This window comes from Kitasatospora sp. NPDC056531, assembly GCF_042794375.1.
GTDB lineage: Bacteria > Actinomycetota > Actinomycetes > Streptomycetales > Streptomycetaceae > Kitasatospora.
Window position 1 is genome coordinate 1 of the sequence record NZ_JBHTTU010000056.1, and the last position, 15,732, is coordinate 15,732.

General features: G+C 71.1%; 13 protein-coding genes. 8 read left to right on the forward strand and 5 right to left on the reverse strand.

The features are described 5' to 3' along the window. A partial coding sequence (locus ACFQ87_RS32155; RefSeq protein ID WP_380614394.1) for an ArnT family glycosyltransferase occupies positions 1 to 1,614 on the forward strand: 1,614 nt, incomplete at its 5' end. Between the two features lie 67 nt (positions 1,615 to 1,681). On the opposite strand, the gene ACFQ87_RS32160 is transcribed toward ACFQ87_RS32155, so the two are convergent. Continuing rightward, on the reverse strand, positions 1,682 to 2,176 hold the full coding sequence (locus ACFQ87_RS32160; RefSeq protein ID WP_380614395.1) for a GNAT family N-acetyltransferase: 495 nt from the start codon (positions 2,174 to 2,176) through the stop codon (positions 1,682 to 1,684). A 400-nt stretch (positions 2,177 to 2,576) separates the two neighbouring features. Here ACFQ87_RS32160 and ACFQ87_RS32165 point away from each other — a divergent pair, with 400 nt between their 5' ends. Continuing rightward, the gene (locus ACFQ87_RS32165; protein WP_380614396.1) at positions 2,577 to 3,527 is read left to right on the forward strand and encodes a helix-turn-helix domain-containing protein; all 951 of its coding nucleotides are present in this window, start codon (positions 2,577 to 2,579) and stop codon (positions 3,525 to 3,527) included. Between the two features lie 14 nt (positions 3,528 to 3,541). Here ACFQ87_RS32165 and ACFQ87_RS32170 read toward each other — a convergent pair whose 3' ends face one another. From ACFQ87_RS32170 to ACFQ87_RS32185, 4 genes are all read right to left on the reverse strand, one after another. Beyond that, positions 3,542 to 4,336, reverse strand: a complete 795-nt coding sequence (locus tag ACFQ87_RS32170; RefSeq protein WP_380614397.1) for a histidine phosphatase family protein — start codon at positions 4,334 to 4,336, stop codon at positions 3,542 to 3,544. A 154-nt stretch (positions 4,337 to 4,490) separates the two neighbouring features. Further along, positions 4,491 to 6,101: a monocarboxylate uptake permease MctP gene (gene mctP / locus ACFQ87_RS32175; RefSeq protein WP_380614398.1), complete on the reverse strand. Its 1,611-nt coding sequence runs from the start codon at positions 6,099 to 6,101 to the stop codon at positions 4,491 to 4,493. Then, entirely contained in the window at positions 6,098 to 6,361 is a 264-nt protein-coding gene (locus tag ACFQ87_RS32180) for a DUF3311 domain-containing protein (RefSeq protein ID WP_380614399.1), read from the reverse strand. Before ACFQ87_RS32180 ends, mctP begins: the two co-directional genes overlap by 4 nt. Positions 6,362 to 6,666: 305 nt before the next feature. Further along, entirely contained in the window at positions 6,667 to 7,458 is a 792-nt protein-coding gene (locus tag ACFQ87_RS32185) for a GntR family transcriptional regulator (RefSeq protein ID WP_380614400.1), read from the reverse strand. Between the two features lie 336 nt (positions 7,459 to 7,794). Between ACFQ87_RS32185 and ACFQ87_RS32190 the strand changes: the two genes are divergently transcribed. The 6 genes from ACFQ87_RS32190 (at position 7,795) to ACFQ87_RS32215 (ending at position 15,597) form a co-directional block, all read left to right on the forward strand. After that, positions 7,795 to 9,075, forward strand: a complete 1,281-nt coding sequence (locus ACFQ87_RS32190; protein WP_380614401.1) for an extracellular solute-binding protein — start codon at positions 7,795 to 7,797, stop codon at positions 9,073 to 9,075. Between the two features lie 90 nt (positions 9,076 to 9,165). Then, complete coding sequence (locus tag ACFQ87_RS32195; RefSeq protein ID WP_380614402.1) at positions 9,166 to 10,191, forward strand: carbohydrate ABC transporter permease; 1,026 nt, start codon at positions 9,166 to 9,168, stop codon at positions 10,189 to 10,191. Continuing rightward, on the forward strand, positions 10,188 to 11,018 hold the full coding sequence (locus tag ACFQ87_RS32200) for a carbohydrate ABC transporter permease (protein ID WP_380614403.1): 831 nt from the start codon (positions 10,188 to 10,190) through the stop codon (positions 11,016 to 11,018). Before ACFQ87_RS32195 ends, ACFQ87_RS32200 begins: the two co-directional genes overlap by 4 nt. 6 nt (positions 11,019 to 11,024) lie before the next feature. Beyond that, on the forward strand, positions 11,025 to 12,578 hold the full coding sequence (locus tag ACFQ87_RS32205) for a glycoside hydrolase family 3 protein (RefSeq protein WP_380614404.1): 1,554 nt from the start codon (positions 11,025 to 11,027) through the stop codon (positions 12,576 to 12,578). Positions 12,579 to 13,001: 423 nt separating this feature from the next. Beyond that, complete coding sequence (locus ACFQ87_RS32210) at positions 13,002 to 14,315, forward strand: extracellular solute-binding protein (protein WP_380614405.1); 1,314 nt, start codon at positions 13,002 to 13,004, stop codon at positions 14,313 to 14,315. A 223-nt stretch (positions 14,316 to 14,538) separates the two neighbouring features. Then, positions 14,539 to 15,597, forward strand: coding sequence for an SIS domain-containing protein (locus ACFQ87_RS32215; RefSeq protein WP_380614406.1), 1,059 nt, complete (start codon positions 14,539 to 14,541; stop codon positions 15,595 to 15,597). The last annotated feature ends 135 nt before the right edge of the window (positions 15,598 to 15,732 follow it).

Here is a 15,732-nt window from a genome sequence, read left to right on the forward strand (position 1 = left end):
GTCTTACCCCTTCTCGAGCGCGACCGTACGGCCGCGGCGGCGCCACCGCCGTCCCCGACCGACCGGCGCCGCCGCAGGCCCGGGCTGCCCCGGGTGCCGCAGCCGCCCCGGCCGGCGCTGCGGGCGGACTGGCTGCCGCTGCTGGCGGTGCTGCTGGTCCAGGGCGCGCTGTCGTACCACCTGATAGTCAGTAACACCGCCTTCATCGACGAGGGCACCTACATCTACTCCGGGTACCAGGAGATCGCGCACCTGCGGCACGGCACTGCGGTGTCGACGTACGAGACCTTCTTCTCCGGCTCCCCGCTGATCTACCCGGTGGTCGTCGCCCTGGCCGACTTCGCCGGCGGGCTGAACGGCGCCCGGCTGCTCAGCCTGGCGTTCATGCTCTCCGCGACCGTGGCCGTCCACCTGGCCACCCGGCGGCTGCACGGCTCGCTCGCGGCCTTCTGCGCGGCGGCGGCCTTCGCCGCGCTCGGCCCGACGCAGTTCCTGGGCGGTCTGGCCACCTACGACGCCATGGCGCTGGCGATCCTCGCCTGGGCCGGCTACCTGGCGGTGCGGCTGACCACCGGCGGCGGGTACCCGAGCCTGGTGGGCTCCGGGCTGCTGCTGGCCCTGGCCGGTGCGACCAAGTACGCCGCGCTGCTGTGGGTGCCGGTGGTGTGCGGCATCGCGGTGCTGGCCGGGACGGGCGGCTCGGCGCGCTCCTGGGCGCGCTGGCGGCGCGGGCTGCTGGTGCTGCTCACCTTCGCCGCGGCGGTCGGCGCCGCGGCCCTGGCGGCCGGTCAGCAGTACATCGACGGCTTCAACCACACCACGCTCCAGCGCGCCCCGGGCCATGACGCGTACTCCTACGTGGCCGGGGAGGCCGCCCGCTGGGTCGGCCCGCTGCTGGTGGTGGCGCTGCTCGGGGTGCTGGCACAGCTGGTGCGGGCGCGCCGGCGCGGCGGCGCGGCCTGGACGGAGTTCTGGCTGGCCGCGGTGCTGCTGGTCGCCGGTCTGTTGGCGCCGGTGAACCAGGTCCGCATCCACACCTGGCTGTCGCTGCAGAAGCACGTGGACTTCGGCGCCTGGTTCTCGTGCATCGTGGTGGGCTCGGTCCTGGCCCGCGTGGTGCTGTGGCTGAGGGGTCGCTTCCACGTCACGGCGGGGATCGTGGCCGCCGCGTTGGTGGTGGGCCCGCTGGCCTGGGAGGGCGCGGCCCAGGGCCGGGAGATGTTCGGCGAGTGGTCGAACTCGAAGGAGTTCGTCGCCGCGCTGGAGCCGTACATCGTCAAGGGCGACGACCGCTACCTGGTCGAGAACTACAACGTCCCCGCCTACTACCTGCGCAAGCAGAGCAACTGGCAGCAGTGGCACGACCTGGTGTCGGTGTTCCGCCGGGACCCGGCCACCGGCCAGATGCAGAACGGGGTGCCCGCCATCCAGGCCGGGATCGAGGCGCACGAGTGGAAGGTGGTGGTCCTGGACTTCACCCAGACCGGCGCCACCGACAAGGCGGTCCAGCCGACGCTGAAGGCCGCCGGGTACCGGGTGGCCACCGTGGTGAAGAGCGGCGAGCACGGCCGCTACACCGTCTACGTGGCCCCCGGGTACGACAAGCGACCGTGACCGGCGGCCGGGTCGCCGTGGTTCAGGACGCCGTGCTTCGAGATTCCGCGCTCGGGGACACCGCGGGTCAGAACGTCATGGTGTAGACCATCAGGTCCATCCCCGGGTACGGCGCCCAGTCGCGCGCCGGGGTGCGCACGAAGCCGATGCGCTCGTAGACGCGGTGGGCGGCGGTCATCTCGGGGCGAGTGGAGAAGGCCATGCCGGCCAGGCCGAGTTCGCGGCTGCGGGCGACGGTGGCGCGCACCAGGGCCTCGCCGACGCCGCGGCCGCGGGAGGCGGCGGCGGTGGCGAGCATCCGGATCTCGCCCTCCCGGGGGGTGGCGATGTCGGCCCACTCGGTGCCGCCGACGGCGAAGGTCACGCAGCCGAGGACCCGTTCGTCGGCCGTGTCGACGGCGACCAGGAGTTCGGCCTCGTGGGAGCGGCGTCCGGCGTCCCGCAGCAGGTCGACGTAGCCGCTCGTGGGCTTGGTGTAGCCGTCGCCGACGAAGGCCTCGACGGTGATCCGGCCGGCCTCTTCGAGGTCGCGCGGGAGGGCCTGGCGGATGAGGAAGTCCATCGGGCCAGTGTGCCGGAGCCGTGGGGGGTGCTGATCCGGGGGGTGGAGCGGACCGGGAGGGTGGCCGGGTCGGCGGAGGGACGCAGCGAGGCGGCGGGCATGGTGCCGTACAGCCGGTCGGGGCGGTCGGGGTCGGCGGGGTAGCCGCCCGGGCGGTGGTGGTTGTCGCGGCCGGCGGCGGGGCCGCGGGAGAGTTCGCGGCCGATCAGGGTGCCGAGCAGGCCGAAGCCGCCGACGGCGCCGACCAGGCCGAGTGCGCTTGCGAGGGTGCCGGGTTCCATGGACACCACTGTGGCCGGGCGGTGCGGGTGCCCACGAGTGGCAGGAATGACCATTTGCCTCGAAATCCTGCCACCCCGGCCCTTCCCCGCATCCGGCCGGCCGGGGCATGCTGGTCGGCATGCTGAAGAACGTGGTCGCGGTGGTGCTGGAGGAGGTCCACCCCTTCGAACTGGGCGTGGCCTGCGAGGTCTTCGGCCTGGACCGCACCGCGGACGGCCTGCCCGGGTACGACTTCGCGCTGGCCGGAGCCCGTCCGGGCCCGCACGCGACCCACTCGGGCTTCGCGGTGGACGTCCCGTACGGCCCGGAGCGGCTGGCCGCGGCGGACCTGGCGGTGGTGACGGCCTCGGGGATCCGCGAGCGGTACCCGGAGCCGCTGCTGGAGGCCCTGCGCGCGGTGGTGGCGAACGGCGGCCGGGTGCTGTCCATCTGCAGCGGCGCCTTCGTGCTGGGCGCCGCCGGGCTGCTGGACGGCCGCCGCTCGACCACCCACTGGCGGCACAGCGAGGAGCTGGCCGAGCGCTTCCCGAGGACGGTGGTCGAGCCGGACGTGCTGTACGTGGACGACGACCCGGTGGTCACCTCGGCGGGCACGGCGGCCGGCATCGACGCCTGTCTGCACCTGGTGCGCAAGGTGCAGGGCGCGGAGGTGGCCCGGGCGATCGCCCGCCGGATGGTGGTGGCGCCGCACCGGGAGGGCGGGCAGGCCCAGTTCGTGAACCGTCCGCTGCCGCAGGGGGACGGCGACTCGCTGGCGCCGCTGCTCGACTGGATGCGCCACCACCTGGACGAGGAGGCCACCGTCGAGCAGCTGGCCGTCCGGGCGCACATGTCGCCGCGCACCTTCGCCCGGCGCTTCCAGCAGGAGACCGGCACCACCCCGCACCGCTGGCTGACCGGGCAGCGGGTGCTGCTGGCGCAGCGGCTGCTGGAGTCGACCACCGAGTCGGTGGACGTGATCGCCGCGCGCTGCGGCTTCGGCAACGCGGCCGCGCTGCGCCACCACTTCGGGCGCCGGCTGGGCACCACGCCGCTGGCCTACCGGCGCTGCTTCGCCGACACCTGCTGATCCCCGACCGGCCGTCAGTCGGTGTCGGCGGCCAGGTGGTCGACGGTGTTCCAGCGGTCCGGCCGCAGCCGCCCCTCCTGGGCCCGCCAGAGGCTGGTGGAGCAGTTGTGCACCGGACCGAGCGCGGTGAGCTGCTGCTCGGTGAGCCGGTCCAGCGCGTAGCGCAGCATCAGCACCGTGCAGTCGTGGGCGACCAGCAGGACGGGCCGCCCGGCCTCCTCCTCGCAGACGTCCCGCAGCAGGCTGCGCACCCGTAGCGCGACGTCGGCCCAGGACTCGCCGCCGGGCGGGCGGTAGTACAGCTCGCCCATCTTGCGCCGCCGGGCCGCCTCCTCGGGGTGCTTGGTCTCGATGGCGGCCTTCGGCAGCATCTCCAGGACGCCGAGTTCGCGGTCGCGCAGCCGCTCGTCGTAGCGGACGGCCAGGGTGACGGGAACGGCGCCGAGCCCGGCGGCCTGGGCGAGGGCGATCCGGGTGGTCTCGGCGGTGCGCGTGTACGGCGAGCACCAGACGCTGCGCGGGCGGTCGGCGCTGGGCAGGGCGGCCCACCAGCGGCCGAGCGCCTGGGCCTGCCGCTGGCCTTGCAGCGACAGCGGGATGTCGGCGTCGCGGCAGCTGATCGGGACGCTGAGCGCGCCGGCGGCCTCGGCCAGCTGGAACTCGACGTTGGCGGTGGACTCGCCGTGCCGGGTGGCGATCAGCACGGACGGCAGCCGGGTGGCCGACGCCGGGCGGTGGGCGGTGACGTGGTGGTGCGGGCTCTGGGTGGACTGGTGCTGGCCGTTGAGGGTGGTGCCGAGTTCTGCCATGCCGCGAGCTCCCCGTGGGTCGATCAGGTTCCGGCCGGTTGCCGGTCCGGTCTGGTGGTGCCCGGCGTGCACGCCTGTTCATACATATGATCGCGCCGCCTTCTCCCGTGTTCACGGAGAAGGCGGCACGATCACAGGGCGCGCGCAGCGGCAATCAGTGCGCCGCTACGGGCTCCGGCGCGTTCTTCAGCTCGTCGTCGCCGGCCTCGGCGCTGTAGTCGGAGGGCTTGGTCTCGTCCGGGCCGTCGGGCGCCTTGACCGCGCGCAGGACCAGGGTGAGCGCCACCGCGACGATCAGGTTGAGCGCGAAGGCGGTCAGGCCGATGTAGCCGATCTCGCCGATGCCGGGGATCTTGTCCGCGTTGCCGCCGAAGTGCTTGGTGGCCGGGCTGGCGATCCCGTACGCCTTCCAGGTGCCGTAGACCATGCCGGCCGCCCAGCCGGCGAACAGCGCCCAGTGGTGGAACCAGCGGGTGAACAGGCCGCCGACGATGGCCACGAAGGTCTGCAGGATCCACAGGCCGCCCAGCAGCTGGAGGTTGATCGCGGCCTGCTTGTCCATGCCGAGCACGAAGACCAGCGCGCCGACCTTGACCAGCAGCGAGACCAGCTTGGCGATGCGGGTCTCGTCGGCCGGGGTGGCGGCGGGCTTGAGCCACTCCTTGTAGACGTTGCGGGTGAACAGGTTGGCCGCGGCGATGGACATGATGGCGGCCGGCACCAGCGCGCCGATGCCGATCGCGGCGAAGGCCACGCCGGTGAACCAGTCCGGGAACATGTTCGCGAACAGCTGCGGCACCGAGAGCTGGGAGTTGTAGCCCTTGACGCCGCTGCCGACGCCCGCCGCGATCGCCATGAAGCCCAGCAGCGCCAGCAGGCCGAGCATCAGCGAGTACGCGGGCATGATCGCCATGTTGCGGCGCACGGTGTTGCGGGACTTGGAGGCCAGCACGCCGGTCACCGAGTGCGGGTACATGAACAGCGCCATCGCCGAGCCGAGGCCCAGCGTCGCGTACGTCCACTGCTTGTTCTCCGGGACGGTCAGCGAGCCGGTCTTGGCCTGCTTGAAGTGCTCCGCGACCGTGTCGAAGATGTGCCCGTAGCCGCCGAGGCGGATCGGGATGTAGATCACCGCGACGATGATCACGATGTAGACCAGGGCGTCCTTGACGAAGGCGATCAGCGCCGGGGCGCGCAGGCCGGAGGAGTAGGTGTAGGCGGCCAGCACGCCGAAGGCGATGAACAGCGGCAGGTCCTTGACGAACCAGTTGGCGTTCTCGCCGCCGCCGACGCCGAGCACGTCCAGCACGGCCTGGATGCCGACCAGTTGGAGGGCGATGTACGGCATGGTGGCCAGGATCCCGGTCAGCGCGACGACCAGGGACAGCGGCCGCGAGCCGTACCGGCCGCGGACGAAGTCGGCCGGGGTGACGTAGCCGTGCACCCGGGAGACCGACCAGAGCCGGGGCAGGAAGAGGAAGACCAGCGGGTAGGCGATGATCGTGTACGGCACCGCGAAGAAGCCCGCCGCGCCGGTCGCGTACACCGCCGCCGGGACGGCCACGAAGGTGTACGCGGTGTAGAGGTCGCCGCCGAGCAGGAACCAGGTCACCCAGGTCCCGAAGCTGCGCCCGCCCAGGCCCCATTCGTCCAGGTGGGCCGCGTTGTCCGCGCGGCGCCAGCGCGAGGCCAGGAAGCCCATCGCGGTGACCAGGGCGAAGAACAGCACGAAGACCACGAGGGCCGGCACGTTGACGTCCTTCATCGCGCACCGCCGTTCCGGGCCGCCGCGCGGGCCTTCTCGTCCCGGTTGATCAGCAGGTAGGCGGCGACGGTGAAGACCGCCGACACCGGCACCCAGAGCAGTTGGTACCAGTAGAAGAAGGGCATCCCGGCCACCGCCGGGTCGGTCTTGTCGTAGGAGGACACCCAGAGCATCGCGACGATCGGCACGAGCAGGGCGATCCCGGCCAGCACCCGCTCGGGGGTCACCGCCGGGACTGGACTCCCGGCTGGCTCGGGCATGACAGAGTCGGTGGGGGCTTGGTCAGACGGCATCTTCGGCTCCGCTCCGGAGGGTTCTCCCCGTCGGCGCCGCAGCTCCCGGAGACGCCGACGCACCCCCGTGAGCCCGCCGAGCAGCACCATCGGTGATCAGCAGTCAGTACGGCTGCGCAATCTAGAGCATGGGGTGATCCATGTCACCGGAAATGACGGAACTTCCCACCAGCCGGACGTGGTCGACCGAAGTCCGTCGCCGCAGTGGCGCGAACGGGCACCGGCGCGCGGGTCGCGTGCGCCGGTGCCCGAGGAACAACAGGGGCGCGCGGTTACTCCGGCCGCTTCAGCCGGGTGATGAACTTGTAGCGGTCGCCGCGGTAGATCGAGCGGACCCACTCCACCGGGTTGCCCTCGGCGTCGAAGGAGTGCCGGGAGAGCTGGAGCATCGGCAGGCCGAGGTCGGAGCCGAGCAGCCCGGCCTCGCGCGGGTTGGCCAGGGTGGTCTCGATGGTCTCCTCGGCCTCGGCCACGGTGACCCCGTACACCTCGCGCAGCGCCGCGTACAGCGAGGTGTGCTTGCCGAGGTTCTTGCGCAGGGCGGGGAAGCGCTTGGCGGACAGGTGGGCGACCTCGATGGCCATCGGGTCGCCGTTGGCCAGCCGCAGCCGCTCGATCCGCAGCACCCGGCCGCCGGGCTTGATGTCGAGCAGCGGGGCGAGCCGGTCGTCGGCGGTGATGTAGCCGATCTCGATCAGCCGGGAGGTGGGCTCCAGGCCCTGGGCGCGCATGTCCTCGGTGTAGGAGGTCAGTTGCAGGGCCTGGGCGACCTTGGGCTTGGCCACGAAGGTGCCCTTGCCCTGGATGCGCTCCAGCCGACCCTCGACCACCAGTTCCTGCAGGGCCTGGCGCACGGTGGTGCGCGAGGTGTCGAACTGGGCGGCGAGCGCCCGTTCGGGCGGGACCGGGGTGCCTGCGGGCTGGGTCTCGGTCAGCTGGAGGAGGTGGCGCTTGAGGCCGTAGTACTTGGGGACGCGCGCGGTCGGGTCGGCGCCGGCCTGCGCCGGGAGGTTCTTCACCTCGGGGTCGTCGGCCTGGGCGGTGGTTCCCCCGTCGCTGCTCATCGGACCTGTTCTCCCGCTTCTCGCGGGGCCCTTTACAGCCCCGCCACATCGTTAACGGGTCACATCGTTGCATGTATGGCTGCGGAACGAATACCTCATCACGCGATGAACGATGTGCGGTGTCGGCTTGATAACGGGTGGTCGAGATCGGTCGAACAGCCGTTGACAGGCCCATTGGTCTAGGCCAAGCTCCAGGCATCTGGTCTACACCACTAGGCCGGTAACGATGAATCCCCCCACCCGTCCCCAGGGGTCCGCGGCACCGATTCTCCCGCTTCGTGCGGTCTGCCGCTGCCGCCCGACGGGGGTAACCCAGGCATCCCTCAGGAGGATGGCGTGAAGCGTCAGCTCATCGCGGCGGTCGGCGTCGCAGCAATGGTCGTCGGTCTCGCGGCTTGCGGCTCGGACGACAAGAGCGACGACGGCAAGAGCGGTTCGTCCTCGGCGGCCAAGAACTTCGACGGCAAGACCCTCACCGTGTGGCTGATGGACGGCTCGGCCCCCAAGGGCTGGGAGGACAGCGTCAAGGCGGACTTCACCGCCGCCTACCCGGGTGCCAAGCTCGACATCCAGACGCAGAAGTGGAACGGCATCGGCCAGAAGGTCACCGCCGCCCTCTCCGAGGGTTCGGTCGACGTCCTGGAGATCGGAAACACCCAGACGGCGGGCTACGCGGCCACCGGCGGCCTGCTCGACATCACCAAGGACAAGACCGACCTGGGCGGCGCGGACTGGGCCGCGAACCTGAACGAGTCCTCGGTCCTCGAGGGCAAGCAGTACGCCGCCCCGTGGTACTTCACCAACCGCGTGGTGACCTACAACAAGGACATCTGGACCAAGGCCGGCATCACCGCCGCGCCGAAGACCCTGGACGAGTTCTACGCCGACCTGGACAAGGTCAAGGCCGTCCCGGGCGTCACCGACCCGCTCTACATGCCGGGTCAGGAGTGGTACACCTACTTCGGCCTGCTGACCAGCGAGGGCGGCAAGTTCGCCAAGAAGGACGGCGACAAGTGGGCCGGTGGCCTGTCGTCCCCCGAGGCGCAGAAGGCCTTCGAGACCTACAAGAAGCTGCAGGGCTACTCGGCCACGGCCCCGAAGGACAAGGACGAGGCCACCCCGCAGCAGAAGGACGTCTTCGCCAAGGGCGACATCGGCACCATCATCGGCCTCGGCTGGGAGATCCCGAAGCCCGAGGAGATGGCCGCCGACAAGATCGGCTACTTCCCGCTCCCCGGCAGGACCGCGGACAAGCCGTCCAGCGTCTTCCTCGGCGGCTCGAACCTGGCGATCGCCCAGCAGACCAAGAACCCCGAGCTCGCCAAGGGCTTCCTGAAGATCGCCCTCAGCGACAAGAACGAGGGCCTGTTCGCCGCCGCCGGCTCCATCCCGAACAAGACCTCGCTCAACAGCAAGGTCGCCGGCGACTTCGCCAAGGCCGCCCTGCCGGCCTCCGCCAACGGCGCGGTCACCCCGAACGTCCCGACCTGGACCAACGTCGAGAACGAGCCGAACCCGATCAAGGACTTCCTGACCGCGGCGCTGACCGGCGACTACGCCGCCGCGGCCAAGAAGGCCGACGACGAGATCGCGAAGCGTCTCAACACCAAGCAGTAAGCAGTTGAGCGGCGTCGCGCACCGGCTCCCGGCGGGGGGTCGGTGGGCGACGCCCGTCCGTCGTGGTCAGGTTGTGAGGAAGAGAGAACGATGGCGGTGCATTCGGACCCGGTGCGGACACAGTCCCCGGACACAGGCAAGGCCGCCGCGGCCACCACCGGCGTGATCGCCGGCGACGGCGCCGGAAGCACTCCGGGGAAGGCCGGCAGAACCACCGGCGAACCGGGCCTCGGAGCCCGTCTCGCGCCGTACCTGCTGCTGCTGCCGGCCACCGTGGCCACCATCGGCCTGCTGGGCTGGCCGCTGCTCAAGACGGTCCTGCTGTCGTTCCAGAACCTCAACAAGCGGCAGTTCATCCAGCACCTGACCGAGTGGAACGGCTTCGACAACTACAAGGAGCAGCTGACCGACTCGGAGTTCTGGACGGTCACCGGCCGCACGATCGGCTTCACCGCGGTCAACGTGGTGCTGATCATGGTCGGCGGCACCCTGACCGGTCTGCTGCTCAACCGCCTCGGCAAGAGGATGCGCCTGGCGCTGTCGGTCGCGCTGGTCCTCGCCTGGGCGATGCCGGTGGTGGCCGCGACCACCGTCTACACCTGGCTCTTCGACCAGAACTTCGGCGTCGTCGACTGGTTCCTGGACCAGCTGGGCTGGCACTCGATGGCCCACTTCAACTGGTACAGCGGCGAGTACTCGACCTTCTTCGTGATCGTGCTGCTGATCGTGTGGATGTCGATCCCGTTCGTGGCGATCAACATGTACGCCGCGCTGACCACCATCCCCAAGGAGCTCTACGAGGCCGCCCGGATGGACGGCGCAGGCCCCGTCAAGACCTTCACCGCGGTGGTCTTCCCCAGCCTGAAGCCCTTCTTCCTGGCCACGACCTTCCTGGAGATCATCTGGGTCTTCAAGGCCTTCACCCAGGTCTACCTGATCAACCACGGCGGACCGGACGGGTTGACCCGCACGCTGCCGGTGCACGCCTTCCTGGAAGGCATCGGCGCCCAGCGCTTCGGTGCGGGCTCCGCGATCGCGGTGCTCACCATCCTGATGCTGGCCGCGCTGATGTCGTACTACTTCCGCATCATCCTGAAGCAGGAGGACGAGCTGTGAGGCGCTCGCTCATCGGACGTACCTGGCCGAACGTGATCGCGGTCGTCCTCTTCGTCTTCTTCGTCTTCCCCGTCTACTGGATGATCTCCACGTCCTTCAAGCAGGACAAGGACATCATCAGCCGGACCCCGGTCTTCCTCCCGCTGGACGCGACCCTCGCCCACTTCGACCGGGCCGTGCACGCCGACAACTTCTGGACGTACGTCACCAACAGCCTCATGGTGACCATCGGCGCGGTGCTCATCTCGCTGGCCATCGCGACCCTGGCGTCCTTCGCCGTCGCCCGTATGAAGTTCCGCGGCCGCAAGTCCTTCGTGCTGGTCGTCATGGCGGCCCAGATGGCGCCGTGGGAGGTCATGACCATCGGCGTCTACATGCTCTCCCGCGACAACGACCTGCTGAACAGCCTCGTCCCGCTCACCGCCTTCTACATGATGATGGTGCTGCCCTTCACCATCTGGACGCTGCGCGGCTTCATCGCCGCGGTGCCGAAGGAGCTGGAGGAGTCGGCCATGGTGGACGGCTGCACCCGCACCCAGGCCTTCCTGAAGGTGATCTTCCCGCTGCTGGCCCCCGGCCTGATGTCGACCTCGCTGTTCGGCTTCGTCACCGCGTGGAACGAGTTCCCGCTCGTCCTGTGGCTGAACAAGAAGCCCGACAGCCAGACCCTGCCGCTGTGGCTGTCGTCCTTCCAGACCAACTTCGGCACGGACTGGGGCGCCACCATGGCCGCGTCGACGCTCTTCGCGGTCCCGATCCTGATCCTGTTCTTCTTCCTGCAGCGCAAGGCGGTCGGCGGTCTGACCGACGGCGCCGTGAAGGGCTGAGCCAACGTGAGCATCCTCGTTCCCACCGCCCCGGACAGCGACCAGCTGCACCGCGACGCCCTGGCCGTCCTGCAGCCCGGCTTCGTCGGCACCGAGCCGCCGGCCTGGCTGCGCCGCCACCTGGCCGCCGGGCTCGGCTCGGTCGCGCTGTTCGACCGCAACGTGGTCGACCTCGACCAGCTCTCCGCGCTGACCCGGGCGCTGCGCGCGGAGAACCCCGACCTCCTGATCGCCATCGACGAGGAGAGCGGCGACGTGACCCGGCTGGAGGCGGGCTCCGGCTCGTCCTGGCCCGGCAACCTCGCGCTCGGCGCGATCGACGACCCGGCGCTGACCCGGGACGTCGCCCGCGAGCTGGGCCGGGCGCTGGCGGCGGCCGGCGTCAACTACAACTGGGCACCCACCGCCGACGTCAACTCCAACCCGCGCAACCCGGTCATCGGCGTCCGCTCCTTCGGCGCCGACCCCGAGCTGTGCGCCCGGCACACCGCCGCCTGGGTCGAGGGCCTGCAGTCGGCGGGCGTGGCCGCCTGCTCCAAGCACTTCCCCGGCCACGGCGACACCGCGGTGGACTCGCACCACGGCCTGCCGGTCATCGACGTCGACCTGGACGTGCTGCGCGCCCGCGACCTGGTGCCGTTCCAGGCCGCGATCGCGGCCGGCACCAAGGCCGTGATGACCGCCCACATCATGATCCCGGCGCTGGACCCGATGCTGCCGGCCACCCTGAGCCCGACCGTGCTGCGCGACCTGCTGCGCGCCGCCCCGGCCGACGGCGGCCTCGGCTACCAGGGCCTGATCGTCAGCGACGCGATCGAGATGGGCGCCATCGCCGACACCTTCGGCATGGGCGAGGGCACCGTGCTGGCCCTCGCGGCCGGCGCGGACGCGATCTGCGTCGGCGGCGGGCTGGCCGACGAGGAGACCGTGCTGATGCTGCGCGACGCCATCGTGGCGGGCGTGCGCTCCGGCCGGCTCACCGAGGAGCGGCTGGCGGACGCCGCCGAACGGGTCCGGACGCTGGGCAGTTGGGGCCGGATCTCGGCCCAGGGCGAGCGGGTGGAGCCGGACCTGGCGGTGGGCCTGCGGGCCGCGCGCCGGGCGCTGCGGGTGGTCCGGGCGCCGGGCCGCGAGGTGCTGCCGGTGAGCGAGCGCCCGTACGTGGCCTCGTTCTCGGACGAGCCGAACATCGCGGTCGGCGACGTCACCCCGTGGGGCGTGGCCGGCATGCTGGCGGACCGCTTCCCCGGCACCCGCACCCGTGAGGTGTCGGCCGCCGAGGCCGTCCCGGAGCTGCTGGACGCCCTGGTCGCCGAGCTGGTGGCCGGCGCCGAGGGCCGCCGCCTGGTGCTGGTGGTCCGGGACGCCCACCGCCACGCGTGGATGTCCGCCGTGCTGGGCCGCCTGGTGGCGGCCCGGCCGGACGCCGCGGTGGTGGAGATGGGGCTGCCCCAGTCCGAGCCGATCGGCGCGCTCCACATCGCCACCCACGGCGCCGCCCGGGTCTGCGGGCTGGCGGCCGTGGAGGTGCTCACCGGGCAGCCGGGAGCGATCGGCTGAACCGATCGACGGGACGTCACCGGCCGTGTCCGGGAGGCGTCGGCCGACGGGCTCGTCATGCGCGTGTCGCATGGCGGGCCCGTCGCGTTCCCCTGGTGTCGACCTGCGCTTTCGTCAGGTGACCGTGCTCCCTCAAGCAGGCCTTGAACCCGCCTTGAGTCCCACCGAGGGTGACGGCCTGGCGACTGATCGCCACGCGGTACAACGGCTCTGCAACGGCCTTGGAAACAGGGGTTGTTGGCCGTTGACACCACACTTGGTCTAGGCCAGAGTCCAGGCATCCGGTTCGAATTCGAACGTCGCCGGATGTGGTACCGCGCCCTCCTCGAAGCTCTGCGCCGCCCCTGCCCGGACTCTCCGCCGCGGGCGCTGATCACGCTGCCGGCGGGCATCACCGGCTCTTGAACATCCTCGGAGGATGGCGTGAAGAAGCGTCAGCTCGTGTCCGCGCTCGGGATCACGGCCCTGGCGGCCGGACTGACGGCCTGTTCCTCGTCCGGTTCACCCTCGGGAGGCGGCGCGGGCTCCTCCGTCGATCCGAAGGCCGCCACCGGCACGGTCACCGTCTGGCTGATGGACGACGCCCAGAAGAACTGGCCCGACATCGTCCAGCAGGTCAACGACGAGTTCGCGGCGAAGTACCCGGGCGTCAGCCTCAAGCTGGCCTACCAGGGCTGGGCCGACAAGGTCGGCAGGCTCGACAAGGCCCTCGCCGACGGCAACGCCCCCGACGTGGTCGAACTCGGCAACACCGAGACCATGAAGTACGTGCTCTCCGGCGCGCTCGCCCCGGTGGACCGCACCACCTTCGAGAACTCCGACACCTGGATCAAGGCGCTCGCCAACACCTGCACCTACCAGGACAAGCTGTGGTGCGTGCCGTACTACGCCGGCGCCCGGGTCGCCGTCTACAACTCCACCGGTTTCCAACAGGCCACCGGCAGCGCGGAGTTCCCCAGGACCGAGGCCGACCTGCTGTCCGCCCTGGACCGGATCGCCGACAAGAACAAGGCCGACAGGACCTTCTCCCCGCTCTACCTGCCCGGCCCGTACTGGTACGCCGCGATGAGCTACGTGGCCGCGTACGGCGGCAGCATCGCCAAGTTCGACAGCGCCGGCAACTGGCACGGCACCCTGCACGACCCCAAGTCCCAGCAGGGCATCAGCCACTTCGCCGACCTGGTGCGCAAGTACAACAAGGGCGACCTGACGGTGAACGAGCAGAACCAGTTCGAGACGATGGCCCGCGGGCACGCCGCCTCCTTCTACGGCAACGGCTTCGAGGCGGCCAGCGTCACCGCGCCGGTCACCGGCGACCCGAGCCTCAAGGACGCCGTCAAGGTGGCCACCATGCCCGGTCCGGACGGCAAGCCGCTGCCCACCTTCATCGGCGGCTCCGACCTCGCGGTCACCGCCAAGTCCCCGCAGGCGGCGCCGGCCACCGACTGGATCCGGATGTTCACCAGCACCAAGTCCGAGCAGGCGCTGGCCGACAAGGGCATCCTGCCGAACAACCTCACCCAGCTGAACCCGCTGAAGAACAAGCCCACCACCGCCGCCGCGGCCAACGCCGTCCCGGACGCCTGGTTCACCCCGCTGGCGCCCGGCTGGGGCGCGGTGGAGAAGCAGAAGATCATCCCCGACATGCTGACCTCGATCCTCAAGGGCAAGTCCGTGGACCAGGCCACCAAGGACGCCGACGCCGCGATCGACCAGCTGATCAACAAGCCGTCCTGACACCGGAAGGCCGCTGCCGCACGCCCCTGCGCGCCGCCGGGCGCGGTGGCGGGCAGGCGCCGCGGGCAGGGGCGGTCCGGGGGTGCCCGGCGCGGGGCGCCCTCGTAGGATTGCGCCAGGAGACCAGGAAGACCGCAGCGAGTGTGCGGACTCGCCGCCGTAGAGATCCCCGTCGGGTGACTGCCCGGGCGGGGTCGACCCATCTCATCGGAGGCACACCCAGATGTCCGACCCGCAGACTGTTTCCGTTCCCGGCCGGATCATGGCGGCGGAGATGGCCGAGCAGCCGGCCGTCCTCCAGCGCATCCTCGACGAGGGCGCGCCCAAGATCCGCGACATCGCGGCCCAGATCGCCGCCCGCAGCCCCCGCTTCGTCCTGCTGACCGCGCGCGGCACGTCCGACAACGCGGCGCTCTACGCCAAGTACCTGATCGAGATCCTGCTCGGCAAGCCGGCCGGCCTGACCTCGATGTCCACCACCACCGCGTACGGCGCCAAGCCGGACCTCACCGATGTGCTGGTCATCACCGTCAGCCAGTCCGGCGGCTCGCCGGACCTGGTCGCCTCCACCAAGGCCGCCCGCGAGGCCGGGGCGATCACCCTCGCCGTCACCAACAACCCAGGCTCCCCGCTGGCCGAGGTCTCCGAGTTCCACATCGACGTGCTGGCCGGACCGGAGAAGGCGCTGCCGGCCACCAAGACCTACACCGCCGAGCTGCTGGCGCTCTACCTGCTGGTCGAGGGCCTGCGCGGCGGGGACGGCTCGGCCGCCCGGGAACTGCCGGCGCTGGCCGCCGGCGTGCTGTCCCGGCAGGCCGAGGTGAAGGCGCTGGCCGAGCGCTACCGCTTTGCCCAGCGCCTGGTCATCACCTCGCGCGGCTACGGCTACCCGACCGCCCGCGAGGCGGCGCTCAAGCTGATGGAGACCACGTACATCCCGGCCACTCCGTTCTCCGGCGCCGACCTGCTGCACGGCCCGCTGGCCATGGTGGACAACGTCTCGCCGGTCATCGCGATCGTCCCGGACGGCAAGGGCGGTGAGGCCCTGCAGCCGGTACTGGACCGGCTGCGCGGGCGCGGCGCGGACCTCGTGGTGATCGGCCAGCAGGCCCAGGTGGACGCCGCCTCGGCGGGCTTCGCGCTGCCGGCCGGCGTGCCCGAGGAGGTCCAGCCGATCCTGGAGATCATGCCGCTGCAGCATCTGGCCTACGAGGTCACCATCGCCCGCGGCCAGGACCCGGACGCCCCGCGGGCCCTCGCCAAGGTCACCGAGACCCGCTGACGGGCGCAGCCGGATCGAACCGGCCCGGGGGTTGTTGGGGGGGGGGGGGGGGGGGGGATTTTTGTTGGGGGGACAGGGTTTTTTTTTGGGGGGCCCCAAAGTCCCTCCCCCTCCCCCTCGGCGTCCGTCACACCC

What these genes read in the sequence shown, in the direction of transcription:
- ACFQ87_RS32160 (WP_380614395.1), bottom strand. Translation starts at nt 2,176, where the DNA reads ATGGACTTCCTCATCCGCCAGGCCCTCCCGCGCGACCTCGAAGAGGCC.
- ACFQ87_RS32165 (WP_380614396.1), top strand. Translation starts at nt 2,577, where the DNA reads ATGCTGAAGAACGTGGTCGCGGTGGTGCTGGAGGAGGTCCACCCCTTC.
- ACFQ87_RS32170 (WP_380614397.1), bottom strand. Translation starts at nt 4,336, where the DNA reads ATGGCAGAACTCGGCACCACCCTCAACGGCCAGCACCAGTCCACCCAG.
- mctP (WP_380614398.1), bottom strand. Translation starts at nt 6,101, where the DNA reads ATGAAGGACGTCAACGTGCCGGCCCTCGTGGTCTTCGTGCTGTTCTTC.
- ACFQ87_RS32180 (WP_380614399.1), bottom strand. Translation starts at nt 6,361, where the DNA reads ATGCCCGAGCCAGCCGGGAGTCCAGTCCCGGCGGTGACCCCCGAGCGG.
- ACFQ87_RS32185 (WP_380614400.1), bottom strand. Translation starts at nt 7,458, where the DNA reads ATGAGCAGCGACGGGGGAACCACCGCCCAGGCCGACGACCCCGAGGTG.
- ACFQ87_RS32195 (WP_380614402.1), top strand. Translation starts at nt 9,166, where the DNA reads ATGGCGGTGCATTCGGACCCGGTGCGGACACAGTCCCCGGACACAGGC.
- ACFQ87_RS32215 (WP_380614406.1), top strand. Translation starts at nt 14,539, where the DNA reads ATGTCCGACCCGCAGACTGTTTCCGTTCCCGGCCGGATCATGGCGGCG.